We start from the raw sequence: 21,079 nt of genomic DNA, 5'->3' as shown, positions 1-21,079 counted from the left end.
GCCACCGTCTCTCCATGGCAACTTCTCTTCTGCCCGAGACGGCTCGTACCTGCTCCAGCAAGCGGTTTTCCGTTGACCGCGTTCATAGCGAATCCATCCGTCTACCGGACTGCGGCTGTTTTCCTCTAGCTTCGCCTGTAGGCTTTCCGCAGATTCTCCCTGCTCCACTTCGATCAATTGCCCGATGAGTTTCGGATTTTCCAGTCGGGCGGTCTTCAGCAGACCCGAAAGTCCCGAAAAGAGTTGCCCTTCTCCAGCCGCCGTCACAACAAGCTGAACCAGTACCCTTCCCGCAGGCTTGTCTTTAAGTACGCTTTGGATGCTCTCAAACGCCTGAACTGCGTAGGCCTGAAACCGTTCATCCACCCGTCTCTTCCCGGATGAGAAGGCCAAGACCTGCGCCGACCCGTTCACTTGTGCTTCAAGCTGTTCAGACAAAGCCTCATCCGGCTCACACAGCAAGATAATACGGCGGTCATAGGCAGGGACTTCGACCTCCGGCGGTACGTTCTGCTCCTTCCAGACTGGCTCCAGCAGCAGGGTATGGCTAGCTGCAACAGCAGGTGCTTCCGCCGCCGCTCTGACATTTGCTGCTCCAGCCTCAACCTCAGGAGCCCAGCAGCGTTGCTTAGCAAAAGGGTACGTAGGGAGACTGATTCTTTTCGGTCGCACGTCTTGGTATAATAATTTCCAATCGAAATGAAAGTCTTTGGCCCATAGCTCTGCCAGCTTGTTCATTTCACGATTTGAAATCCATTTGCTCACTAATTCCTTGAACACTTCTTCCTCTTCAAACCATTGCACTGAATCTTGCTGATTATGTCCTCCCCGCCAGCAATTCTCGATATGTTCTTGTCCGTTCGCGAACGATTCCAGTTTTTGCACTAGTTCGCTTGTATTCTTGACGATAAACGCCACCCGACTTCTCATTGCCGTGCGGCCTGTTTGAAGCGTAAAAGATACATCCGTCAAATTCACTTCCTGAGAAGCTATCAAGAAAGCCGAGAGCTCCTCAGCATATACCTTAAGGCGCTGATCATTTTTGGCAGACAAAGGAATAAGATAATCAGCAGCATCGTTCACCGAACTGGATTTAGAGCGTTCGGGTTCATCATTAGCTACATATTGTTCGAAAATAGCATGAGCATTCGTTCCGCCTATGCCAAAGGAGCTCAGCGCCGCCCGATGGGGAACTGACGCATGTTCCCATTTCCGCAGTGTATCAACAACATAAAAAGGCGAATCAGACATATGCATATCGGTATTGGGTGTATCGTAATTAAGTGTAGGAGGAATCTCATTATGGTATAAGCTTAAAGCGACTTTAATACACCCCGCCAAACCTGCCGCGGTATCCAGATGTCCGATGTTGGTTTTGACCGATCCAATACCACAAAATTGTTTTTTGTCTGTGTACTGACTGAATGTATCATTTAAAGCCGCAAACTCAACAGGATCGCCCAATTTGGTTCCTGTTCCATGTGTCTCAATATAACTGATCGTTTCGGGATGAATTCCGGTTGATTCGATCGTCTTCTGAATAACTTCAGACTGACCTTTAACACTTGGGGCATAAAACCCTAGTTTGTCGGTTCCGTCGTTGTTTACACTAACTCCCCGTAATATCGCATAGATATGGTCACCGTCTCTAACCGCATCCAGCGTTTTTTTCAGTAGAACAACTCCAACCCCTTCTCCGCCAATCATTCCATCTGCCGAATCATCAAAGGCTCTAATATGACCATCACTAGAAAAGTTCAAGCCAGGCTGATATACATAACCTAAACTGTTGAAAGGAAAGATCGTTGACGCTCCAACCAACGCGTATTTTGCTTCACCAGATAATAGGCTTTGCGAAGCTAGACGCAGTCCGACTAATGAGGAAGAACAGTTCGAGTGCACAAATAGACTAGGACCCTTGAGTCCCAATTTATGGGATATCATAGTAGGAATTGTCCCGCCCTGTGCCAAAATCCAGGTTACATATTCATCCGCATTCCTCAGAACATTAGGCGACTGCGAAGCCAAATTAGGAATAAAGGCTTGATAAAAACTGCTGCTCGCCGACATATACACACTGGTCTCAGGAATTTCCTTGGAGACATAACCAGCATCTTCGACAGCCTTCCATGCATGCTGTAGCAGTAATTTCATCTGAGGATCCATAAATTCAGCATTTTTCTGGGACAAATTAAAAAACTCAGGGTCGAAATACTCTTTCCCCTCAATCGTGCATTGTCCAGGCACATAGTGTGGATGCTCGACAATCTCTCTCTCCAGCCCTAACTGGGCGAGCTCTTCTTGGGAAAAGTACCGGACACTTTCCACCCCTGCCCTCAAATTGCTCCAAAACTCAACGTGGTTTTTCGCACCCGGAAAATGGGATGAAATCCCTATGATTGCGACACTATCCTCATAATAATCAGGGGAGGATGGCTTACGTTCATCTTCCTTCGAGTCTATCCCTGATGAAATGGTATCTTCAGCGGGATCTGTTTGCTCTGGTGAAGAAGGAGGACTATCCTCGCCTTTTATTTTCGTAATGTAAGCACTGAGCTCCCGAACTGTTGGGTACTTGAACAGCGCTGTCACCGAAATATCGCACTCCAGCTTGTCCTTGATCCTTCTAACCATCTCTGCGGCTGAAAAAGAATTTCCACCCACGTCAAAGAAGGCATCATCTGTACTTAGATGATCGACATCCAAGAGCTTTTTCCATATTGTTAACACTTGGTGTTCCACATCCGATTGTGGGAAATGGATTTTTCTGGTTGTCGTGGTTAGCTCGACTCTCCGGCTCATTAATTCCTTCCGGTCTATTTTTCCATTCGGGGTCAATGGCAGCTTGTCCAGTTCGATAAAGAATGCTGGAATCATATAGTAAGGCAAGGAAGCTTTTAAATAATTTCGTACTTCTTTCGGGTCAAGTGAGTATTCCTCGAGCTGAGAGTTGTTGCGTAAATAGTAGGCAACAAGCTGCTTATCCCCTCCTTGTTCCTTGGCGATCACGACACATTCATCAATTCCCGGATAAGTTCTAATCTGGCTTTCAACTTCACTCAGCTCAATTCGAAACCCGCGGATTTTCACTTGATAATCCATCCGTCCTAAGTATTCAATAGAGCCATCAGAAAGCCATCTGCATAAATCCCCAGTTCTATAGAGCTTCGTTCCAGGCTTGAATGGGTTGTCAATAAACTTTTCATCCGTAAGCGCTGGCTGATTCAAATAACCTCTGGCCAAGCCATTGCCCGAAATGAAAAGCTCACCCGGAAATCCGATAGGTACAGGTCTAAGCTGCTGATCCAAAATATAAATCTGGGTATTGGCAATAGGCTTGCCGATCGAAATCGGCTTGTCGGCAGTAATCGTTTGAATTGTAGACCAAATCGTCGTTTCAGTCGGACCGAACATATTCCAAGCATCACCGTTGTTATGCACAAAATAAGATTTCAATGTTTCCGAAAGTGCTTCTCCGCCACAGAGCATTTTCATATTTTCTTCATTCTTCCAGCCAGCTTGAAAAAGCATGGTCCAAGTCACAGGGGTTGCCTGCATCATTGTCGGTTTTATTTTTTGAATCTCCTGCTTGAGTCTTTCGGCATCCTTGGCTTTTTCAGAACTGCACACATAGCATTGAGCGCCTTTAATCAAAGGCAGATATAATTCCAGTCCCGCAATGTCAAAGCAATACGTTGTCACTGCAAGCAGTTTGTCCTGCTCTGTTATGCCTGGCTTTTCTCCCATAGAAAGAAGAAAGTTGGTCAACGCTTTGTGCGGGATCATAACCCCTTTGGGCTTCCCTGTACTTCCAGAGGTGTATATCACATATGCCAAATGGGTAGGCTGTATTTCCCGTTTGAGTGTCTTTCTTCCCTTCACACTACTTGTCAGATGGTCCCAATCGTTATCAAGAACAATGCAGTTCACATTATTACCTACCAACTGAGCTACTTTTTCCAGTAATCCCGATTGCGTAATGACAAGAGAAGCATTGGAATCCTGAAGCATATATTCCAATCTGTCCTCTGGATAGCCTGGATCAAGTGGCACATAGGCTCCCCCCGCCAGAAGGATTCCCAACAGCCCAATAACCATTTCTAAAGACCGTTCCATGCAAATCCCTACCAGCGTATCAGGCGTAACGCCCTGATTTTGCAAATATAGCGCGAGTAAAGTGCTCTTTTCTTTTAATTCACGATAGGTAAGCGATTGCTCTTCATATACAACTGCAACAGCCTCAGGCGTTTTCCTTGCCTGTTTTATAAATAATTCAGGGAAGCATTTATCTGGATAACTTGCTTCGGTCGCATTCCAGTCATATAGGATGCTGTTCTTTTCCTCTTGCAAAAGTAATGAATAATCCTGCAGCGCAGCCGTAGGATTGCTCATAAGCGCTTCCGCCAATGCGATGTAACGCTCAGCCATCTGTACGATGGTAGATTCATCAAACAAACCAGAACGGTATTTGAGATTTAATGTCATCTCTTCTTCCTGCTCCAGCAGCTCCATTACCAGCTCATATTCACCTTCCTGGTGAATTTCTTCTACCAATTCAACGACAAAGCTATCACGATACGGCGCACAAAGCTGCTGCAAGCTTGAAGTTTGGAGAAAATTTTGGTAAGAAAAGACTGCTTGAAAAACAGGCGAGCTTGCCAGCAAGCGCGGCACATTTAATGCTCGAACCAGAGTCGGAAAAGGATAAGAAGCATGATCCATCCCATTGACTACGATCATTTGTAATTTTTTTATGAAATCCAGAAATGTCTCTGTTTCCGACACTTGGCTGCGTATTGGAAGCATATTGACAAAATACCCGATTAACGGGTCAAAACGTTCCTCCGGTCGTACCATTACTGGCATTCCAACGGTGATATCTTCCTGCCTCGAATACTGGTTAAGCAATATCACATACATACCTAGCAAGACGGTAGACAAGCTTATATACTGCGTGTGGGCAAAAGTTTTTACCCGTTTGACCCAATCAGCAGGAAGCCGCTTGGTATATGTTTGTCCTTCCATGCTTGGAGTCAGAAAACCTGAGCGGTTATATGGAAGCTCTAGAGTCGGTAAAGCACCCGACAGCTGTTGTTTCCAATAGGAAAAATGCTTTTCCCCTTCTGCACTCGCCAGCATCGCTTGTTCCCATTCCACAAAATCGCTGTAGCTCGCGTCAGGTGGCAAAACGACTGGTCTCTTTCCTTGCACCAAGTCCTTATATGCATCTAAAAAGCTTTGAACAAAAAGGACGAAAGAACTACCATCGAAAATAATATGATGGATGACCACCAGTATGAAATGTTCTTGTTCGGACCTGGACATCAGATGAACACGCATTAGAGGTTCCTGTTCCAGTGCAAATGGCTGCTTTGCCTTGCTCCGAATAAAAGGAATGATTTCATCCACTTTCAAGCTTGAAATATCCTCTGTTTGCATATTAAACGGCTGGGCAGACCCCAGCTTTTGATAAGGTATCCCATTTTCCTCTTCAATGACGCTTTGTAAAATGGGGTATTGTTCTAAAACGGTGTAAAAAGCCTGCTTTAGGTTCTCTTTCTCGATCTTTGTGTTGAACCGGAGACATATCGGTATATTGTAAGCATTTATTTCAGGAGACATTTTATGTAATAGCCACAATCCCTTTTGAACTTCAGAAAGTGGGTTCCTTTGCACACTGTGCAGGATTGTCTCGGTCTTGGCCTCTACAACCGGTTTATTTTCTTCAATCTTTTTGGCTAAATAAGCCGAAAGTAATTGAATCGTCGGATATTCTAGAATCTCTCTTGCCTTAACCTTGACCGGATAAGATTTTTCAATGCCGCGTATGAGCTTCATGACAAGGATGGAATCAAGGCCATAGCCGTAAATATTTTTATTCAAATCCATTGCCACGGACTCCAGATTTAGCTCCCGCTGCAAAAATTGCACCATATACTCTTGAATCTTCAACTGTAACAACGAAATAGCGTCTATAGTAGCATCCGGCTCTCCAATACCTGAATGCGCTGTTGAGATTGCGTGCCGATATTGATAGAGCGCTCTAAGCTCTTGTTTGATGTAAGCATTACGGCAGACCTTTCTTTGAATTTTCCCACTCCCCGTTTTGGGAATACTACCTTTTGGCAGCAAATATATATCATAGATTTCAAGTTGATGTGTCCCAGATACGGCGTTCAGCATATTTTCAACCAGTCGTTTATATTCCTGCTCATGAAGTGGTGCTTCAATCTCCTGTACGACGATTACCTTTTCCTGGCCATTAATTTCGGCGGAAAATACAGCGATAGGCAAGGTCAACTCCGGCATATTTTTTTGGATGGTCCATTCAATATCGACAGCATGATGATTTTTGCCGCGAATGATTATGACTTCCTTTTCTCTGCCGATGACATAGATATGATTGTCTGCAATAAAGCCAAGATCTCCTGTACGGAAAAAACCACCTTCCTGTGTATTGGAAAGCATAGCCTCAAAAGTACTGTCCGTTTCTTCCTTTCTATTTAAATAGCCCTCTGCCATTCGATTGGATTTAATCCAAATTTCGCCGATTTCCTCTGGCAGGCATTGCATATGACTTTCAGGATGAACAATTCGTATTTCTGTCGGAGCTTCAATTTCCCCGCAGCTGACAACGGTCTTTGATGGGTTCTTCTCATCTGTGTACTGGACCCTTCTTTGCTCCAGACTAGGAATATCTAAATTAAGAAATCTCATCGACTGGCCCGGTTTTACACTAGTAACAGGACACAGCTCAGATAAGCCAAGAAGAGGACTAAATATATCTTCTCTAAGCCCTAATACCCGCAATTTATGGACGAAATTTTCGTAACTTTCCTTGCGGATGGGCTCACCTGCACATATGATCGCTTGGAGATGGTGAAGAGAATATGCTCGTAGTGAAGCTACGTCCAATGTGGAACAGCAGTAATCGAATGCAAAATTTGGCGCAGCGGTATGGGTAGCCTGATACTTGTCAATCATCTGAATCCAATACTCCGGATTTTTAGCGAAGCTTTCTGGCGGAAGAATAATGCTTGAGGCGCCATTGAATAGCGGTACCAAAATATTGTTTTGCAGCCCAAAAGCATGAAATTGCGGCATCCAGGAAACGACACGGCTATTCGAGTCAATTCTCCATTGCTCGGCCTTAACCTGATTCATCAAACATCTATGGCTGAGGATTACTCCTTTAGGCAGGGATGTGGAGCCCGATGTGTAAAGTAAAAGGGCCATATCTTCAGGCGCTGGCATTCTCATCTTCATATCAATGTCGGCAGCGCTCTCCTGAAAAATTTCATCAATATTTAGGATACGAAATGTTCTAAACTCCGGTTGTGTTTGAAGAAAGTCTTTGAATACGGTATTTGTTATGATACATACAGCCCCGGAATCCGTTTGAATAGGCTTTATTTTCTCAATCATTTTTTCATCTGGCTCTGCTGCTGTAATGGGTGTAGGGATGGCTACGATGTTTGCATAAAAACATGCCAGCATGCTGCTGATATATCCCAGACCCTGAGGAAATACAAGGAGTGCTCTTTCCTGCGCGGCCAGTTTTTCCATTAGAATGCTGCCTAAAGCTTGCACTTGCTGCAAAAGCGTGGTTCCCGTAAGAACTTGAGGATGCTCTCCTTCATTCTCAAAAGTAAACAACTCTGTTTCAGGAAATTGCCGGCAAGTTTCCATAAAAGAAACGATCGGGATATTAAGGTCTGATCTTTGATCATGTTTACGTGTCATTCATCCACCAACTCCTCAAAACACAAAATTTAGATACAACATGAGCCAAATGCTTATCACGATGTCTATTTTGAGCTGCTGTTTCACGTTTGAAGCGTTGCTTAATCGAAAGTAGCAAAGAAAAAACGAGTGATGAGAAAGGCTATATGCCTCTTTCACACTCGTTTTCATATTCCCATGAACAACCGTAAGAGCATTCAACAAATTCAATAAATCAAGCTATAGGAAATTGTTTATTTTCCAAACAACTTGATAATTCGTTCTTTAACCTCGGCCTGATGAAAGGTCTTCTCATGCATAATCAGCTCTTGTTCTACGATTTTGGGAAGCTCAGCCCGGAGAGGAGCAACCAAATGATCCTTTAACGTAATTAATGAAAATCTGGGCTTCTCGGCAAGCTGTCTAGCAAGGTCCAATCCATAGCTCATCACTTCTCTGCGAGGCAACACTGGAAACGGGACTCCCCGCTTTTCCAGTTCTGCGCCTCGGTAATTCCCCCCATTTAACAGTAATTCTTCTCCCAGGCTGAACCCTAGTTTTTGGGGAATAATGAACGTCGCACCCATTCCTGGTGTGAATCCATATCTCATAAAATTAGTCGTGTACATACTTTCCTTGCTTAGGATTACGAAATCGGAAAACAGCCCCATGACAAAGCCCCCACCAACCGCATGGCCCTGCATAGCAGCTATCACTGGAACTTTGCAGTTCAATGCCAGAGAGTAAATATTTTCATCAGTAAACTTCGAAGTTCCTTCATGTATGGCTAATAATCCCTCTTGCGTCCCGCCAGTGGCAAAGTAGTTGTCATAGCCTGTTAGAATTACCACTTTGCAGGTCGAGTCATTCTGGATCGTATGAAACGCTTCTCTAAGTCCACGCGTCATTTCAAGGGTAAATGTATTTTTATGAACCCTATCTTGCATTGTTACTTGAATAATCCCTCGCTCGATCTCAAGTAACTCAACCACAGATTGTGTCATGATGATCTACTTCCCCCTAAGCATCCCGTCTTGTGGCAAACGCCCATTAGTCCATCCACGGAAATTGACCTGTTTCGACATATCGGAAAATACCCTTCAGGTTTTGAGCGTCTGAAAACACCTCTTGATTGGACGCCAATGCCAGTGATTTGCACTGACGCAAATCGCTGAGTTCATCCATAAAGCGTTTATAGCGTAAAATCCCCGTTTTGTTCAATCGTCTAAGGCGTAATAAATGCTTACGCAGCACCGTATCGCTCTGCGCATCATATGCATCGATCAATCCCCATGAAAGGGCCTGTTGAACCATAACTGGCTGTGTCATTAATGTCAAATAATTCGCTTTCTGGAATCCGATTCTGCGCACTAAAAAAGGCAGAACACAAGCAGGAAAAAGCCCAAATAGCAATTCCGACAGACTAAACTGTGCTGTCTGATCTGCTATCACTATGTCGCTGGCAGCAATAAATCCGATGCCGCCAGCGTTTGCCTTTCCTCGCACATGAGAAATCGTGATATAAGGACCTGTCGCCAGCTTTAACCACAGATCATATAGAGGCTCTGGATTTTGTGCATGCTCATGTTCATCTGCCATTTTTTCGTACATTTCTTGGAAATCCGCTCCAAGACAGAACACCTCCGGCAGGCCTTCCAAAACAACGATCGTAACCGACTCCTCACACAGCGCAAGCACATGCATGCATTCCTCAATGAGGGTGTTATTAATCGTGTTATTCGCCTCTGGTCGGTAAAACCGTAAATAACAAATCGATTCTTGGAACCGAACCTGAATCGTTTGATAATTCATGATTCCCACCGATATTTGCGATGGAATTCATAGATTTCCTCCAGATATAACCGCTGTCTCCCTTTCCCGGAATCGATTACCCCTGGAACCAATTGAAAATCCAGCTTGGTGTTGCGGGTCCCAAAGCGTACAGCGCCACTGCCTTTCAGCAAGGATTCATATTCATCCATGGATAACTGATAGCGATTATCTAAATTACGCTCGATCTCATACCGACGCAGATACTCCTGGCTTTGCGGCATGACCACTCCGCTGTAAAATTCCGAGCAGCAGCCTGAACCGTACGAAAAGCAGCCAATTCGCTTTGGAGAATCAAATGTGCCCTTATCAATCGTACCTGCCAAAGACAGATACAAGGTCGCCCCCATAATATTTCCGACTCGTTGGCAATACTCCAAGCCGGGCTGGACACGTTGTACATAATCTACCTCAATCTCATTCGGTTTGGCTTGAGTCATCCTTCGCATCATCGTGCGATGAGCTCCTTTTACCATTCCACCGAATGGAGTGTGGAAGGAAAGATACTGGAAGGTATCTTTATAGTCCACTCCTTGTACCCGTTTCTGGTATTCCAAAAACGCTTGCTCGCAGCAGTCCAGATAGGACATTAAAGACAAGTCTGCATCTCCGGCTTCGCTATCTGGTATCGGCCGGCAAGTATCCATCACCTCATAGCCATAATATCCATTAGCGCCCGCATCGACTTGAAATATATGAGGGTTTTCACTAATAAGCATGGCCACTGCTCCTGCCCCTCCGCTTGGCTCAGCATAAGACCAATCCTCACTCAAAACGTCCCCGCCTTCAGCGGCAATAAATCGTGAGATATCACTGGCAATGACAAGTGCTTTGGCCCCTGGCGAGACCTGGGACAAAATAAAATTCACCGCCATTTGGAGTCCGGCAGTACCCGAATAGCAGGCTTGCTTGAGTTCAAATAGCCTGCAATTCCGATTCAACCCCAAATAATGGTGAATATATGTACTGATTGATTTTCCAAAATCAATTCCTGATTCTGTACAGGTGATAAGCATTTCAATTCGGTTTTTTTCCGCTTCTGAGAGGGCGTCCACCAGCGGTTTTGCCGCATTGACTCCGAAGGTAACCGGATCTTCATAGGGCAGGGCAACAGCCTTTTCTTTCATTAATAAATTTTCAAATCTCGCAGGGTCCAACTGCCTGTGCTGCGCTAATTGCATGACATCCAGATAGGCTGAGCCCCCAAAAACGTTCATTGCTTCTATTCCTACCAATACCATAATGCTCCCCCTTTCTTAAATGCCCGACTCATACTTTTGCATACAGATGGCCGTATTGATCCCGCCAAATCCCATGCTCAAATTCATAGTATTGTGAATAACCGCCGGGATGGACTCATTTTTCACCCAGTTGCAATCCACTCTGATCGGCTCCTCCAAATTGCGGGTAGGATGAAGTTTCGACTCTTTCATTTGGAGAAGAGTAGCAATAATTTCAACCGTCCCGGCTGCACTCAGGCCATGCCCGATAATGGATTTGGTTGCATTGATGTAAGCATGTGATAATTGACAATCCTGTATTGCCTTTATTTCGATCTCGTCCCCAATTACTGAGCCTGTCCCATGGGGATTAATATAATCGATTTTTTGCGGCGACAGTTTCGCTTTCTCCAAGGCCCTTTTAATCACTCGAACCTCGCCTTCATAAGAAGGATTGGGGTTCCGGTTCCGATCCATCCCCATATCCCAGCCTGTAAGCTTTGCATAGGGTTTCCCCTGCCGCTTCCTTGCAAAATCCGACCGTTCTATGACGATAACTCCGCAAGATTCCCCGTATATGAATCCATCGTGCATCTTATCAAAAGGGCGACACGCCATGGCTGGTTGGTCGGCATATCGGTCGCTTCCCATGGCTCCCAGGGACCGCAATGCTTGGCATTCCAAATACGAAATATCCATCAACGCCCCCATCGCAATACATACATCAACCCGGTTCGCTTGAATCGCCTCAATCGCCTGAATGATGGCGACTTGTCCACTCGCGGAAGCCCCCCCGACAGTATATGCTAAGCCTTGAATGCCAAATTGCTCGGTACATAGCCCGCACAGATCAGTATCCATAAAGGAAAGCCCATAGGTCGGAAGTACAAAGCACATTTTTTCCCGATAATTCTCATAGGTTTGAAATAATTCCCGTTGCTGAACATTAGAGCCTCCAATCACAAGTCCAACGCGGCTAGGATCGACATGATCCAATTGAGCATCATCCCAAGCTTCTTGAAGGGTAACCATTGCCACCTGCCCTGTAAATGATGCGGTTCGTAGCATTCGCTTGGATATAGTCTCCGGATAAGACAGGGATAGCAGTTCCGCACCTATAAATGAAGCCTCCCCCCTTCTGCCGGGACGTTGCATGACTCCGAATGCATGTTGCCCTTTGAACAATGCCGAAGCAAAGGCAGTCTTCCCCTGTCCAATCGCCGAAGTGACACCAATTCCCGTAATAACTAACTCAGGCTGTTTATAATTTGGCGTAGAGTGCATCAGTCAATTCTCCTATATTTTTCACACCAGATAACTCAACGCGCGGAATATTAAGAGATAATGCTTCCATTGTCTTCATTACAATATCGGCTCGATCTACCGAATCTGCACCTAAATCCACCAAACGATCTTCATACTGAAACTGATGGTCATTTAATTCTGGGAGTATTTCACAAATACAACGTTTAACGATTTCAAACACTTCTTCTTTACGCATTGTTTAACCTCCTAAAATTGGAATATCTACAAACAGCTTTGATGAAAAAGCGAATTGAATGGCTCATACAATCGAGACATGTTCATACTCCATTCCGTCTTCCTCGGCGCTGCAATAGTAAAGATATAGTTACCCAACCGATACGACTGGGCAGCATATTGTGGAAAATGTGAAAACGTACTCCGAAAGCATCCAGCATGAAAACTGGTCTCGTTAATTTCAAGCACTTGCAATGATGCTGTAAAGCCGGTGCGTAATATTTTCGAAATCGCCTCCTTTACTGTCCAAGAAACCGCCAATAAAATAGCGTACTCCTCTAATCCTCGAACAGCTTCGAGCCTTTCTCTTTCTGACGTCGTCAACTGGCTTTCCATGGTCTTGTTTCGGTCAGGACTTATCCTCTCAATATCAATGCCCATCGGATGCGCTTCTGGAAAAACAACAGCGGTCCCAATATCGTCACAGTGGGCGATACTCACTTGGTAGCCGGAAACAGCGGCAGTTCGAAGCAAGGGCTGGCCGAAAACACCCGTTTCTACCCTTATGCTGTACAGATTCGGTTCGCTTAACAGTACCGATGCTGCTTGTTTTGCACTTAGTCTGCCGAGCAGAAAGTTGGATTTTCGCCGCTGAAATAGCAGACTCTCGAAGTAACTGCATTCATCTGAATGAAAAATCTTCGGATCGAGAGCAGCACCGTCACGGCAAACTGCATGTACAAAACTGACGGCCGCCTTCATTACGGTATCTTCCCGCTTCAACATAAGCTGTTCCGTATACAAGACCACGTGCATATCCCCCTATGAATAGTAGACAGCTTCTCACCAGTAAGCGTTCAAATGTTCAAACCAAAAAAAACCTTCAAATGCCTTAAGGGCTCTGAAAGCTTCCAACTGAAGAAGATATCCTTATGATTGTTCTATTTAAACTTTACTAATAATTTCTAAAGCTACGTTCACCAGTCTGATATCACCCATAAATTCTAGCTGAATAACCGCCTGTCTTTTATGTCTGTCTATCTTCTTAACTATGCTGCTTCTCCCTTTAAGTGGTCCTTCTATGATACGTATATTGTCTCCTTCAATAATTCCAGTTGAGCATTCTATACAATATCTATCATTGCATAAACTTTCTATAACTTGTCTCTCGCAATCTCGCATGGAAGCTTCTAATTTCGAATATCTCAATAAACGAATGATATCACTGGAAGTATAAATCATTGAATTTGTACTTGTTACGAACTGCAAGTCAGGTAAGTTAGACTCAATAAATACATAACTGGGGAACAAAGGTGCTATTTCTTTCTTGACTGTTCCTGCTGCTTTAAAAAGTCTCTCTTGGAGTGGTATAAATGGTTTGTAAACTTCAGCATCAAACCACTTATTAAAAAGTTGTTTAACTCTTTCTTCCCTACCCGTTCGCACAAAAAGTACGTACCAATTCACTCCGCTCATCTCCTAACAAAACATACTGCCAAAATCAACCCCTATAATGTCTACGGCCAGTGTATGCATAGCTTCGCCCTTTCACTTATCGCGCTTGATAAGCTACAATCTCTCACGATATATCCCTCATTAGTGGCTAACGTGACCCGCCAGCGATTAACCACAAAAAAAGTTCCTTTATTTTTCATATAATCATATAATTGGAATAGTATATTTCCATTATAATCCTCTGCTCAAACAGTGTCAATTGCCGTTTTGGCAACAACCCGGTCTATCTTTAGTGTGAGGTCCTATTCCCCTAGAACTGCTCTCTTTATACTACTCATTTGAAATTAAATAAACCTTTTTGGTTGGGGCGCATTCTGAAATTAACAAACGGTTTTATACTCGTAAATTGAAAATAAATATTTTCATCCATAAGATGACTGAGTGGGAAACCAGGTGCTTTCCCATATGAATGAGCAGGGTATATTTGAACGGAGCTATCAACCTCTCGCTTTATTTTTTGAATACTATGATATAAGTCTTTCGGATCTCCTCCATTCGGGTCACAAAAGCCGCATCCTTCAATAAAAACGGTATCTCCAGTAAATAAGTGATTTGATAAAAGATAGCATACACTTCCCACTGTATGTCCAGGGGTAAGAAGACTTGTAATTTCTGTGTCTCCAAGCTGTATACATTCCCCATCTTTAATGGGATGTAAGTTTTTACATCTAAAATGGTAGAAATCAATTTCCTGTATTGACATGAATACGTGCGGTCTATACTTTTCCAAGAGTGGATTTACCAAATTAACATGATCTAGATGTGAATGGGTCAATAGTATGGCTTTGAGATTACCATTCAACTGTCGAAGATATGACTCTATTCTCAATAAATCCCATGACGGATCGACAATAGCAATGTCTCCTGTTCTCTTATCCATCACGATATATACATAGTTAATGAAATTCATAAAATGGACTCTTAACTGTTCCATATGGTATGTCAGACTCATATCAGCTTCACTGAACCCACCTTCCCCTAGCCAAATCCCAATTTGTGTGTAAAATTCTCTGTTCAAATGCGGCTGAATTGATCTACATTACTACGCGTTTGCTATGCTACAGTCTTTGCTAAGAGTTCCTGAAACACAAGCATTTCTATACTTTGGGAAATACTTCTTACCTTCGATATTTTTCTGTCGAAAGTTGCTGTACCAATGATTATAGCAACTTATGCAATAGAAAGGCCTAGACTCTCTGTTACAAGATTTTACTTTTTCAAGTCGTCTGAATGTTATCTTCAAAATTTCCAATAAAAAAACACCGTACTTCTTATACATAAAAGAAGTATGGTGCTTCCCTCTCTTCTCTTTTACCTGCTTCTAATGTCAATCACTAGAAACAGAGCAAAGGCATCGAGATGATTGATACTTTTTAACACAAATAGATAATTATTCTTTCAAGTCAAAAGTAAAATTCTCCAACTCTTCTTCGGCTTCACGCATTAAATTCAACAAACGATCGGCGTATTCTCCAAGAAATTTCCTGCTTGTGTGAAAATCAAGCCATTGAATTGTCAGTGGCATCGGAATGGAGCCTGTTAAGCAGTCCCATAATGCATCCAAATTTCGACCATAAGTTTGGTCTAATCCAAGCTGGGCTTGAAGTATATCATGTAATTCTTCTTTTCCGTGAATGTTAATTCCATTTATAATTACAATCACTATAAAATCCCCTTCATTCTTTTAGTTGTTCAAACGTACGGTAATGATCCGTTGTTTTATAGATTAAGCCATCATTGGAGTAGAGAATCCGGTCGCTTCCCCTAACTCCGCCTGAGTAATTAATGTCCGCCTCGTACCAAATCCTCCCTTTTTTCTTGGGTAACAACCCCTCTCGATTACGGAATACATCACCGCCTATGCTTTTACCTGGGGCTACTTTTTCCAGATTTCCTTCACTAGGCTCCCAGCCTAATTTCCTGGCCTCTATCTTGGTTATATAATTCCCTGGAAGATCATTATGCTCTGAAATATATTTAGCGACTTCATCAAATTGCGTTAGAACAGAATTGCTGTGTGTTGAGTCCTTTAATGAAACCGTTTGGAGCGAACAACCTGTAAACAGAATAGTCACTAAAATAAAAAGCAAGACACTTAAATATTTTTTAACATACATTACATTTAATCTCCTTTTGACAGTTGCACCCTATCATTGTAAACGTCTTCGTTCTTTGTTCATAACTTACCAATCTTCATTCAATTCTTTTATTCATTATTTTTTCTTTTGGTTTATAAAACTCACCTGTGAAAGTAAATCCAAATTGTTTATATAATTGAATTGCATGTGTATTATTTTCATAAACACTTAAATAAATATGGTGGCCAGGGTACTCATTTTCTAAAAATGAAATAAGCTTTTCCATAAAATATTTGCCTAAGCCCTTTCCCTGAAATCGCTCATCGATTAGAAACCGATCGAACCAGACTTCACATTCAAATTTACCGTACATCGCAAAACCCACTGGTATACCATTTTTATATAGGCCTACTGCTACAAAACGAGTATCCTCCCTAGCCTCTTGTAAACATTGTGAAATGGATTCTACAAACTTCCGCTGGTCCTTAGCTATGCTTAAGGAAAGTACTTCTTTTTCATTCGAGCTCGATACAACCCGAATTTCGCTAAACATAATAACAAAACCTTTCTATTTAGTTTATTTACAAAATAATCATATGGTATATAGTAACTATATAGTCAAGGAGGCACTCAAAAATGAATGAAAAGCACTTTACCCCGAGGGAATTTTCCGATCTATGTAAAGTTAACAAGCAAACATTACTCTATTACGATCAAATTGGTCTTTTTTCTCCTATTTATAAAAATGATAAAGGATATCGTTTTTATTCTATTCGTCAATTAGAATGGTTTAACGTTATTGAATTGTTAAAAGATCTTGGGATGTCACTCAAAGAAATCCAACAGTATATGAAACACAAATCACCTGCCAGCTTCTTATCTTTAATGCACCAACAGAAAGAGAACATTGTTAAAAAAAGAAAAGAAATTGAAATGACGGAAAGGATCATCGACGCAAAAATAGAACTCATGGAAGAGGCATCACGGTTAGATTTTCATCAGATTTCTCTTGAACAACATACAGAAGCAACACTTTATCTTAGTAAAAATATAAAAAATATTTTGGAAGAAGATTTTGTAAGATTGGTTTCAGAATTTGTTGACGAATTATATGTATCATTTCTCGATACAGGATATCCTATTGGGGGGATTACAAAAAAAGAGCAAGTATTAAAGGGAGAATATACGAACTACAGTTATCTATACATGGAGCAACCTAATCCCCGGGAGGACTATCCTCATTTGAAAACAAGGAAAGGATATTTTCTAACGGGCTACCATATTGGTGAAGAAAAGAGCATCCATGAAACCTATAATCGACTTTTTTCGGAAATGGAACGACTAAACTTATCTTTAGGAGATTATGTTTATGAAGAATATATCTATGATGCCGTGGTAAAATACCAGGAAAAGGATTATATCACCAAAATTATGATGGAAGTCATATTAGAATAAAAGTAGGCTGCGAAAAGAACGAAAAAACTATTTTAAGGAAGAAGCAACCGAGGTTACTGATGCGTTAATCAAGAGCGACTCCGTCTGGAGACTTTACTTTCAGGGGACTATAGCCAGGGCGTTTAGACATGTGAAATTGATTGCTTTGGACGAAGATGATTGTGACTTTATACATAATCGGTTGCGTATCAACGAAAACATTTCGCACACTGAAAATGGGTAGGCAGGCATAGTCGACATAAAAAATGAGGGCTACGTGGATATGCAATATAGCATATAGAGGAACTATGCGTACATGTCAAAGCCATGCGTAAATTCAAAAGTTCGTCCCCAATCCGTCCCCAAAAGCCAAGAAGGCACCGCTCCCTGCGCTATGGGTGTTACGATATCGATCCCTGAAAAAGCAAAAAAACCTTGAATATCAAGGTTTTTCTGCAATAATCTAATATGCCGAGGACCGGGATCGAACCGGTACGGTAGTCACCTACCGCAGGATTTTAAGTCCCTTACGAATAGTAAGCGTGTTAAAACCGCGCTATATCAACGTTTTAGACCGATTATATACGTTAAATTGACGACAAGTACCCGAGGACCTCACCGTTCATTTATGCGTGATGTGATTTCGTAGGCTCCCGCTCCTGTGCGGTTGCTACCGTTATATTATACGGTAAATATTTCCGGTATACAAGCGCTATGTGCGGGATATAATAAGAACACACGTTCTTAACTCGGAGGCTCGCAACATGACTACGCAGATAACCGCAGAGGACCACGCACTCGTTCGTACATACTTATTATTACCGATGGTACTTACCGCATTTGAACGCGATAAACGAATACTCTCAGAGTCAGCCGGATTACGCACGCCCGGCCCCTACGTAGAGGTCGTCGAGCGCGCGATGAACGCAGTAAGCGCGGAACTAAAGGACATACGAGCCACTATGCGCAAACGCGGCGTTAAGGTATACGAAGAAACGCGGGATTCCGTTCAAGTCGTCGCGCTATATCAATGCCGAGGCTATCACGGCCGCTTTATGATGCTCAACTCGTTCGTGGCGGCGGAAGCCGGGTTATTGATGCGTAAATATCTCGGACTGAATACGCGTAAAATAGATGCTGCCCGGACTACGCCGCGGCCTTGAACGTACATAGAGTGTATAACGAAGAAAAAGCGCCTGCCTCCGAAGAGACAAGCGCTTAGTTTATCGTTATGTTAAATACGAGGCCGTAACGTAATAATCCGTACAAAAACCACAGGATGATTCCTCCGATTATGAAACCGGAAATTAGTCTTGCGTATAGCTTATCAAACGGAAACATGTCCCAAAAACTAGGGTCATCGTCTTCCTCTTCGGTCGCCTTGGCCGCTACTGCGGATTCTTGATCTTTCACACCAAATCTCCCCCGCCATCTCACGTTTACCTAAATAATACCATCGGACTAGGCCACTGTCACTACAGTTACACGAAAAAATAACAACAAACTCCCTGTTACATAAATTTCTCCATATTATATAGTCAAAACATTGATACTATTGTTTATAGTCAATGCTTAGTGTATAATAAAATAAAGAATGTAACGCATTACAAAAAGAAAAGACCGCTGATATTGCAAGACATAGCGCGGCCCTAATCTAATTTAATTGTATTTCACGAAAAATAGCCCACATCCCGGCAAAGATAGCGGCTATTTTTTGCGGTTTATAACAATGACAAGTGCAGCGAACATTATCATGAGTGACAAAGATTCATACACGGTCATAGGCGGTCACCCCCTCCCTAAAGGAGAGGACCGCTTTTTGCTATGCCTTGCTTTCTAATTGTACAACAAATCTTTATACATTCATAGGCCAGATACCCACTACCTCGATGAAATAGAGATGCTATTACACAAAAGAAAAACGGACCCACCCACGCAATCTCTCGCGCAAATGAGTCCGTTAAAGTCCGTTACTTCGTATCTTCTGCCTTCTGTTCCGCTTTAAACGTAGAGTACACGCCAGTCCCGATTAACGCATACGAAACGATGTCTACTCCGATCTGCCACGTTCCAAAGTCGGGCGCCACTCCGTATTTTTCGAGGATTTGGTACGCAAGACCGACGACTGCTGCGATGAATAACGGATTAGTTAAACGTTGTTTCATGTTACGCCGCACCTCCCTTCGTTTTAAACACGCCAGCTCGGTCGAGAACGGTAATCATCCGGTAAAAATCGTACGAGCCGTCATTCGCGGTATCTAAGACCCCCGCCGCCTTCGCGTTAATACACGCCTGCTCCGCCCATGTCGGCACCTTCGCGAGCTTATTCGTAGATTCCAGCGCAACTACACGATCCTGCAACGCTCTAAAAGCGGCTTTCTCCTCCGTTGTCATCCCGTCGTCATCCTCCGTTTTATTCGATTTAAGTGTGTCAATCTTCGTCATCGCAGTATTAAGTTGCGTCTGGCTCGGGCGTTTGCCGGCGCGATAGTCTGCGGTTGATAGTCCGAACGTCATTTCGAAATGCGGATAATCCTTAAACGAGCGCCAATCTCCGCCCCAATTCCAACCGATCCGTTTTGCTTCCGCAACGACCTCGTCCCAATCCGCAATGCCATCCCCGTCGCCGTCGCGCCGCATATCCCACGATACGTTTTTCCCGTCCGGCAACAACAACGCAAAGTCGATCGCAACACCGAAGTTGTGGTAACTATAACCACCGCGAGCATTCGTTACGATTTGACCTGACTTGGTGCGGCCCTGTGCGTAAAGTCCGTTTTGCTCGTCTATTGTGCGGAGCCCTTGCGTGATAACTATCGGAACTCCGCACGCATAGGCAAAGTCGATAAGCAACCCGGCCGCTTTACGTTGGACGTCCGATAGGCCCGCGATTCGATTCGCGGACTTTGCGCGTACTTGCTCTAACGTGAGTTTGTTCGCCATATTTAAGTTAACCCTCCCGTTTAATTGCGGACTTGATATCGTTGACGTCAATACGTAAGGTCTCGTACTGGCCCGCGAGCGTTTCGAATTGCTGCGTGATACCCTCCGCGAGTTTGAGTAGGCGGTCCTCCCGCTCACGTGCTTCCGAGTTAATTCGGAGTTCCCGCTCGGCGGCCTCGTCTTGGATGCGGGATTCGCGCGCCTTACCATCGTCCTGAATGCGGCGGGATTCGCGTAATTGATATAAAAACAGCGCAACAAAAAGGACGGCAAAGATACCGTCCTTGAGTGCTGCGCTTATTAACGTTTGTTCCATGCGTTAGGCCTCCTTTTGCGGAGATGCTACAATGGATTTACGCTCATCTTCCGTTATAAATTTCGGCGTATACGAGGAGAGACGGGCTTCGTCTACCTTCCGCATCATCCACATATTAAGCAAAAATGCGTACATAATATCGCTCCTTTATGCGTGAGTGGTTACGTCCATGAGCGTTAGTAGTGCGGCCTCCGTGCTTTCCTGGCGAGTCTTGAGTTCGGTCAACTGGTCTGAGAGCGGAGTTTGCGGCGTAGGAGTGTCGCCACCATTGCCGTCAATATAGATAAACTCCATCTCGCCAGTGTCCGGGTTAACGATATAGGACTTTGCGCGCTGGAAGTCTTCATAATACTGGCGATAGGTCAGTTTCAATACCTCAACCTGCGCCGGGTCATATCCCTTGAGTTGCGGATAAAACCCCATATCATCATCTTTTGTTGTTTCGCGAGCAAAGCCGCTTTCGATTTCCGGCGTGATGTAAATTACCTCGCCACTCGATTTCCTCCAGTAAACTTTTGAGCCTATTTTCATGATGACCTTCC

21 protein-coding genes are annotated in these 21,079 nt (G+C 43.6%); 2 read left to right on the top strand and 19 right to left on the bottom strand.

Annotated elements, in window-relative coordinates:
• The 12 genes from ABEW32_RS05245 to ABEW32_RS05190 all read right to left on the bottom strand — a co-directional run.
• Nucleotides 1–7,743: amino acid adenylation domain-containing protein (locus ABEW32_RS05245; RefSeq protein WP_430185339.1), on the bottom strand; the 7,743-nt coding region annotated here is incomplete at its 3' end.
• 233 nt (nt 7,744–7,976) lie between these two features.
• On the bottom strand, nt 7,977–8,726 hold the full coding sequence (locus tag ABEW32_RS05240; RefSeq protein WP_430185337.1) for a polyketide synthase: 750 nt from the start codon (nt 8,724–8,726) through the stop codon (nt 7,977–7,979).
• 46 nt (nt 8,727–8,772) lie between these two features.
• Nucleotides 8,773–9,534 (bottom strand): enoyl-CoA hydratase/isomerase, encoded by a 762-nt coding sequence (locus ABEW32_RS05235; protein WP_430185335.1) that lies wholly within the window; start codon nt 9,532–9,534, stop codon nt 8,773–8,775.
• The gene (locus tag ABEW32_RS05230) at nt 9,531–10,793 is read right to left on the bottom strand and encodes a hydroxymethylglutaryl-CoA synthase family protein (protein ID WP_430185333.1); all 1,263 of its coding nucleotides are present in this window, start codon (nt 10,791–10,793) and stop codon (nt 9,531–9,533) included. Before ABEW32_RS05230 ends, ABEW32_RS05235 begins: the two co-directional genes overlap by 4 nt.
• 15 nt (nt 10,794–10,808) lie before the next feature.
• Nucleotides 10,809–12,056, bottom strand: coding sequence for a beta-ketoacyl synthase N-terminal-like domain-containing protein (locus tag ABEW32_RS05225; protein ID WP_430185331.1), 1,248 nt, complete (start codon nt 12,054–12,056; stop codon nt 10,809–10,811).
• The gene (locus ABEW32_RS05220) at nt 12,034–12,273 is read right to left on the bottom strand and encodes an acyl carrier protein (RefSeq protein WP_430185329.1); all 240 of its coding nucleotides are present in this window, start codon (nt 12,271–12,273) and stop codon (nt 12,034–12,036) included. Before ABEW32_RS05220 ends, ABEW32_RS05225 begins: the two co-directional genes overlap by 23 nt.
• Before the next feature lie 26 nt (nt 12,274–12,299).
• The gene (locus ABEW32_RS05215) at nt 12,300–13,067 is read right to left on the bottom strand and encodes a 4'-phosphopantetheinyl transferase family protein (protein WP_430185327.1); all 768 of its coding nucleotides are present in this window, start codon (nt 13,065–13,067) and stop codon (nt 12,300–12,302) included.
• 129 nt (nt 13,068–13,196) lie between these two features.
• Nucleotides 13,197–13,727 (bottom strand): antiterminator LoaP, encoded by a 531-nt coding sequence (loaP, locus tag ABEW32_RS05210; RefSeq protein ID WP_430185325.1) that lies wholly within the window; start codon nt 13,725–13,727, stop codon nt 13,197–13,199.
• Between the two features lie 313 nt (nt 13,728–14,040).
• Complete coding sequence (locus tag ABEW32_RS05205; protein WP_430185363.1) at nt 14,041–14,676, bottom strand: MBL fold metallo-hydrolase; 636 nt, start codon at nt 14,674–14,676, stop codon at nt 14,041–14,043.
• A gap of 480 nt (nt 14,677–15,156) precedes the next feature.
• Complete coding sequence (locus ABEW32_RS05200; RefSeq protein ID WP_430185323.1) at nt 15,157–15,429, bottom strand: barstar family protein; 273 nt, start codon at nt 15,427–15,429, stop codon at nt 15,157–15,159.
• A gap of 13 nt (nt 15,430–15,442) precedes the next feature.
• Nucleotides 15,443–15,883, bottom strand: coding sequence for a ribonuclease domain-containing protein (locus ABEW32_RS05195; RefSeq protein WP_430185321.1), 441 nt, complete (start codon nt 15,881–15,883; stop codon nt 15,443–15,445).
• Between the two features lie 76 nt (nt 15,884–15,959).
• Nucleotides 15,960–16,397 carry a GNAT family N-acetyltransferase gene (locus ABEW32_RS05190; RefSeq protein ID WP_430185319.1) on the bottom strand — a complete coding sequence of 146 codons (438 nt, stop codon included), beginning with the start codon at nt 16,395–16,397 and terminating at the stop codon, nt 15,960–15,962.
• Between the two features lie 83 nt (nt 16,398–16,480).
• Between ABEW32_RS05190 and ABEW32_RS05185 the strand changes: the two genes are divergently transcribed.
• Both ABEW32_RS05185 and ABEW32_RS05180 read left to right on the top strand, forming a co-directional pair.
• Complete coding sequence (locus ABEW32_RS05185) at nt 16,481–17,299, top strand: MerR family transcriptional regulator (protein WP_430185317.1); 819 nt, start codon at nt 16,481–16,483, stop codon at nt 17,297–17,299.
• A gap of 695 nt (nt 17,300–17,994) precedes the next feature.
• Nucleotides 17,995–18,441, top strand: a complete 447-nt coding sequence (locus ABEW32_RS05180) for a YhjD family protein (protein ID WP_430185315.1) — start codon at nt 17,995–17,997, stop codon at nt 18,439–18,441.
• Nucleotides 18,442–18,496: 55 nt separating this feature from the next.
• Here ABEW32_RS05180 and ABEW32_RS05175 read toward each other — a convergent pair whose 3' ends face one another.
• From ABEW32_RS05175 to ABEW32_RS05145, 7 genes are all read right to left on the bottom strand, one after another.
• The gene (locus tag ABEW32_RS05175) at nt 18,497–18,691 is read right to left on the bottom strand and encodes a hypothetical protein (protein WP_045245292.1); all 195 of its coding nucleotides are present in this window, start codon (nt 18,689–18,691) and stop codon (nt 18,497–18,499) included.
• A 294-nt stretch (nt 18,692–18,985) separates the two neighbouring features.
• Nucleotides 18,986–19,060 carry a putative holin-like toxin gene (locus tag ABEW32_RS05170; protein ID WP_430185361.1) on the bottom strand — a complete coding sequence of 25 codons (75 nt, stop codon included), beginning with the start codon at nt 19,058–19,060 and terminating at the stop codon, nt 18,986–18,988.
• Between the two features lie 188 nt (nt 19,061–19,248).
• Nucleotides 19,249–19,443: a hypothetical protein gene (locus ABEW32_RS05165; RefSeq protein ID WP_430185313.1), complete on the bottom strand. Its 195-nt coding sequence runs from the start codon at nt 19,441–19,443 to the stop codon at nt 19,249–19,251.
• A 1-nt stretch (nt 19,444) separates the two neighbouring features.
• Nucleotides 19,445–20,221, bottom strand: coding sequence for a M15 family metallopeptidase (locus ABEW32_RS05160; RefSeq protein ID WP_430185311.1), 777 nt, complete (start codon nt 20,219–20,221; stop codon nt 19,445–19,447).
• Nucleotides 20,222–20,228: 7 nt separating this feature from the next.
• A complete protein-coding gene (locus ABEW32_RS05155; RefSeq protein WP_430185309.1) occupies nt 20,229–20,537 on the bottom strand; it encodes a BhlA/UviB family holin-like peptide in 309 nt (102 codons plus the stop codon).
• Between the two features lie 3 nt (nt 20,538–20,540).
• Nucleotides 20,541–20,672, bottom strand: coding sequence for a hypothetical protein (locus tag ABEW32_RS05150; protein ID WP_430185308.1), 132 nt, complete (start codon nt 20,670–20,672; stop codon nt 20,541–20,543).
• A 12-nt stretch (nt 20,673–20,684) separates the two neighbouring features.
• On the bottom strand, nt 20,685–21,068 hold the full coding sequence (locus tag ABEW32_RS05145) for a hypothetical protein (RefSeq protein WP_430185306.1): 384 nt from the start codon (nt 21,066–21,068) through the stop codon (nt 20,685–20,687).
• Between the last annotated feature and the right edge of the window lie 11 nt (nt 21,069–21,079).

It is taken from the genome of Paenibacillus jamilae, assembly GCF_050482105.1.
Taxonomy (GTDB): domain Bacteria; phylum Bacillota; class Bacilli; order Paenibacillales; family Paenibacillaceae; genus Paenibacillus; species Paenibacillus jamilae_B.
Note: the sequence above shows the minus strand (reverse complement) of the source record. Positions and strands in the feature narration are given on the sequence as shown.

What these genes read in the sequence shown, in the direction of transcription:
- ABEW32_RS05240 (WP_430185337.1), bottom strand. Translation starts at nt 8,726, where the DNA reads ATGACACAATCTGTGGTTGAGTTACTTGAGATCGAGCGAGGGATTATT.
- ABEW32_RS05235 (WP_430185335.1), bottom strand. Translation starts at nt 9,534, where the DNA reads ATGAATTATCAAACGATTCAGGTTCGGTTCCAAGAATCGATTTGTTAT.
- ABEW32_RS05230 (WP_430185333.1), bottom strand. Translation starts at nt 10,793, where the DNA reads ATGGTATTGGTAGGAATAGAAGCAATGAACGTTTTTGGGGGCTCAGCC.
- ABEW32_RS05225 (WP_430185331.1), bottom strand. Translation starts at nt 12,056, where the DNA reads ATGCACTCTACGCCAAATTATAAACAGCCTGAGTTAGTTATTACGGGA.
- ABEW32_RS05220 (WP_430185329.1), bottom strand. Translation starts at nt 12,273, where the DNA reads ATGCGTAAAGAAGAAGTGTTTGAAATCGTTAAACGTTGTATTTGTGAA.
- ABEW32_RS05215 (WP_430185327.1), bottom strand. Translation starts at nt 13,067, where the DNA reads ATGCACGTGGTCTTGTATACGGAACAGCTTATGTTGAAGCGGGAAGAT.
- loaP (WP_430185325.1), bottom strand. Translation starts at nt 13,727, where the DNA reads ATGAGCGGAGTGAATTGGTACGTACTTTTTGTGCGAACGGGTAGGGAA.
- ABEW32_RS05205 (WP_430185363.1), bottom strand. Translation starts at nt 14,676, where the DNA reads ATGAATTTCATTAACTATGTATATATCGTGATGGATAAGAGAACAGGA.
- ABEW32_RS05195 (WP_430185321.1), bottom strand. Translation starts at nt 15,883, where the DNA reads ATGTATGTTAAAAAATATTTAAGTGTCTTGCTTTTTATTTTAGTGACT.
- ABEW32_RS05190 (WP_430185319.1), bottom strand. Translation starts at nt 16,397, where the DNA reads ATGTTTAGCGAAATTCGGGTTGTATCGAGCTCGAATGAAAAAGAAGTA.
- ABEW32_RS05185 (WP_430185317.1), top strand. Translation starts at nt 16,481, where the DNA reads ATGAATGAAAAGCACTTTACCCCGAGGGAATTTTCCGATCTATGTAAA.
- ABEW32_RS05165 (WP_430185313.1), bottom strand. Translation starts at nt 19,443, where the DNA reads ATGAAACAACGTTTAACTAATCCGTTATTCATCGCAGCAGTCGTCGGT.
- ABEW32_RS05160 (WP_430185311.1), bottom strand. Translation starts at nt 20,221, where the DNA reads ATGGCGAACAAACTCACGTTAGAGCAAGTACGCGCAAAGTCCGCGAAT.
- ABEW32_RS05155 (WP_430185309.1), bottom strand. Translation starts at nt 20,537, where the DNA reads ATGGAACAAACGTTAATAAGCGCAGCACTCAAGGACGGTATCTTTGCC.
- ABEW32_RS05150 (WP_430185308.1), bottom strand. Translation starts at nt 20,672, where the DNA reads ATGTACGCATTTTTGCTTAATATGTGGATGATGCGGAAGGTAGACGAA.
- ABEW32_RS05145 (WP_430185306.1), bottom strand. Translation starts at nt 21,068, where the DNA reads ATGAAAATAGGCTCAAAAGTTTACTGGAGGAAATCGAGTGGCGAGGTA.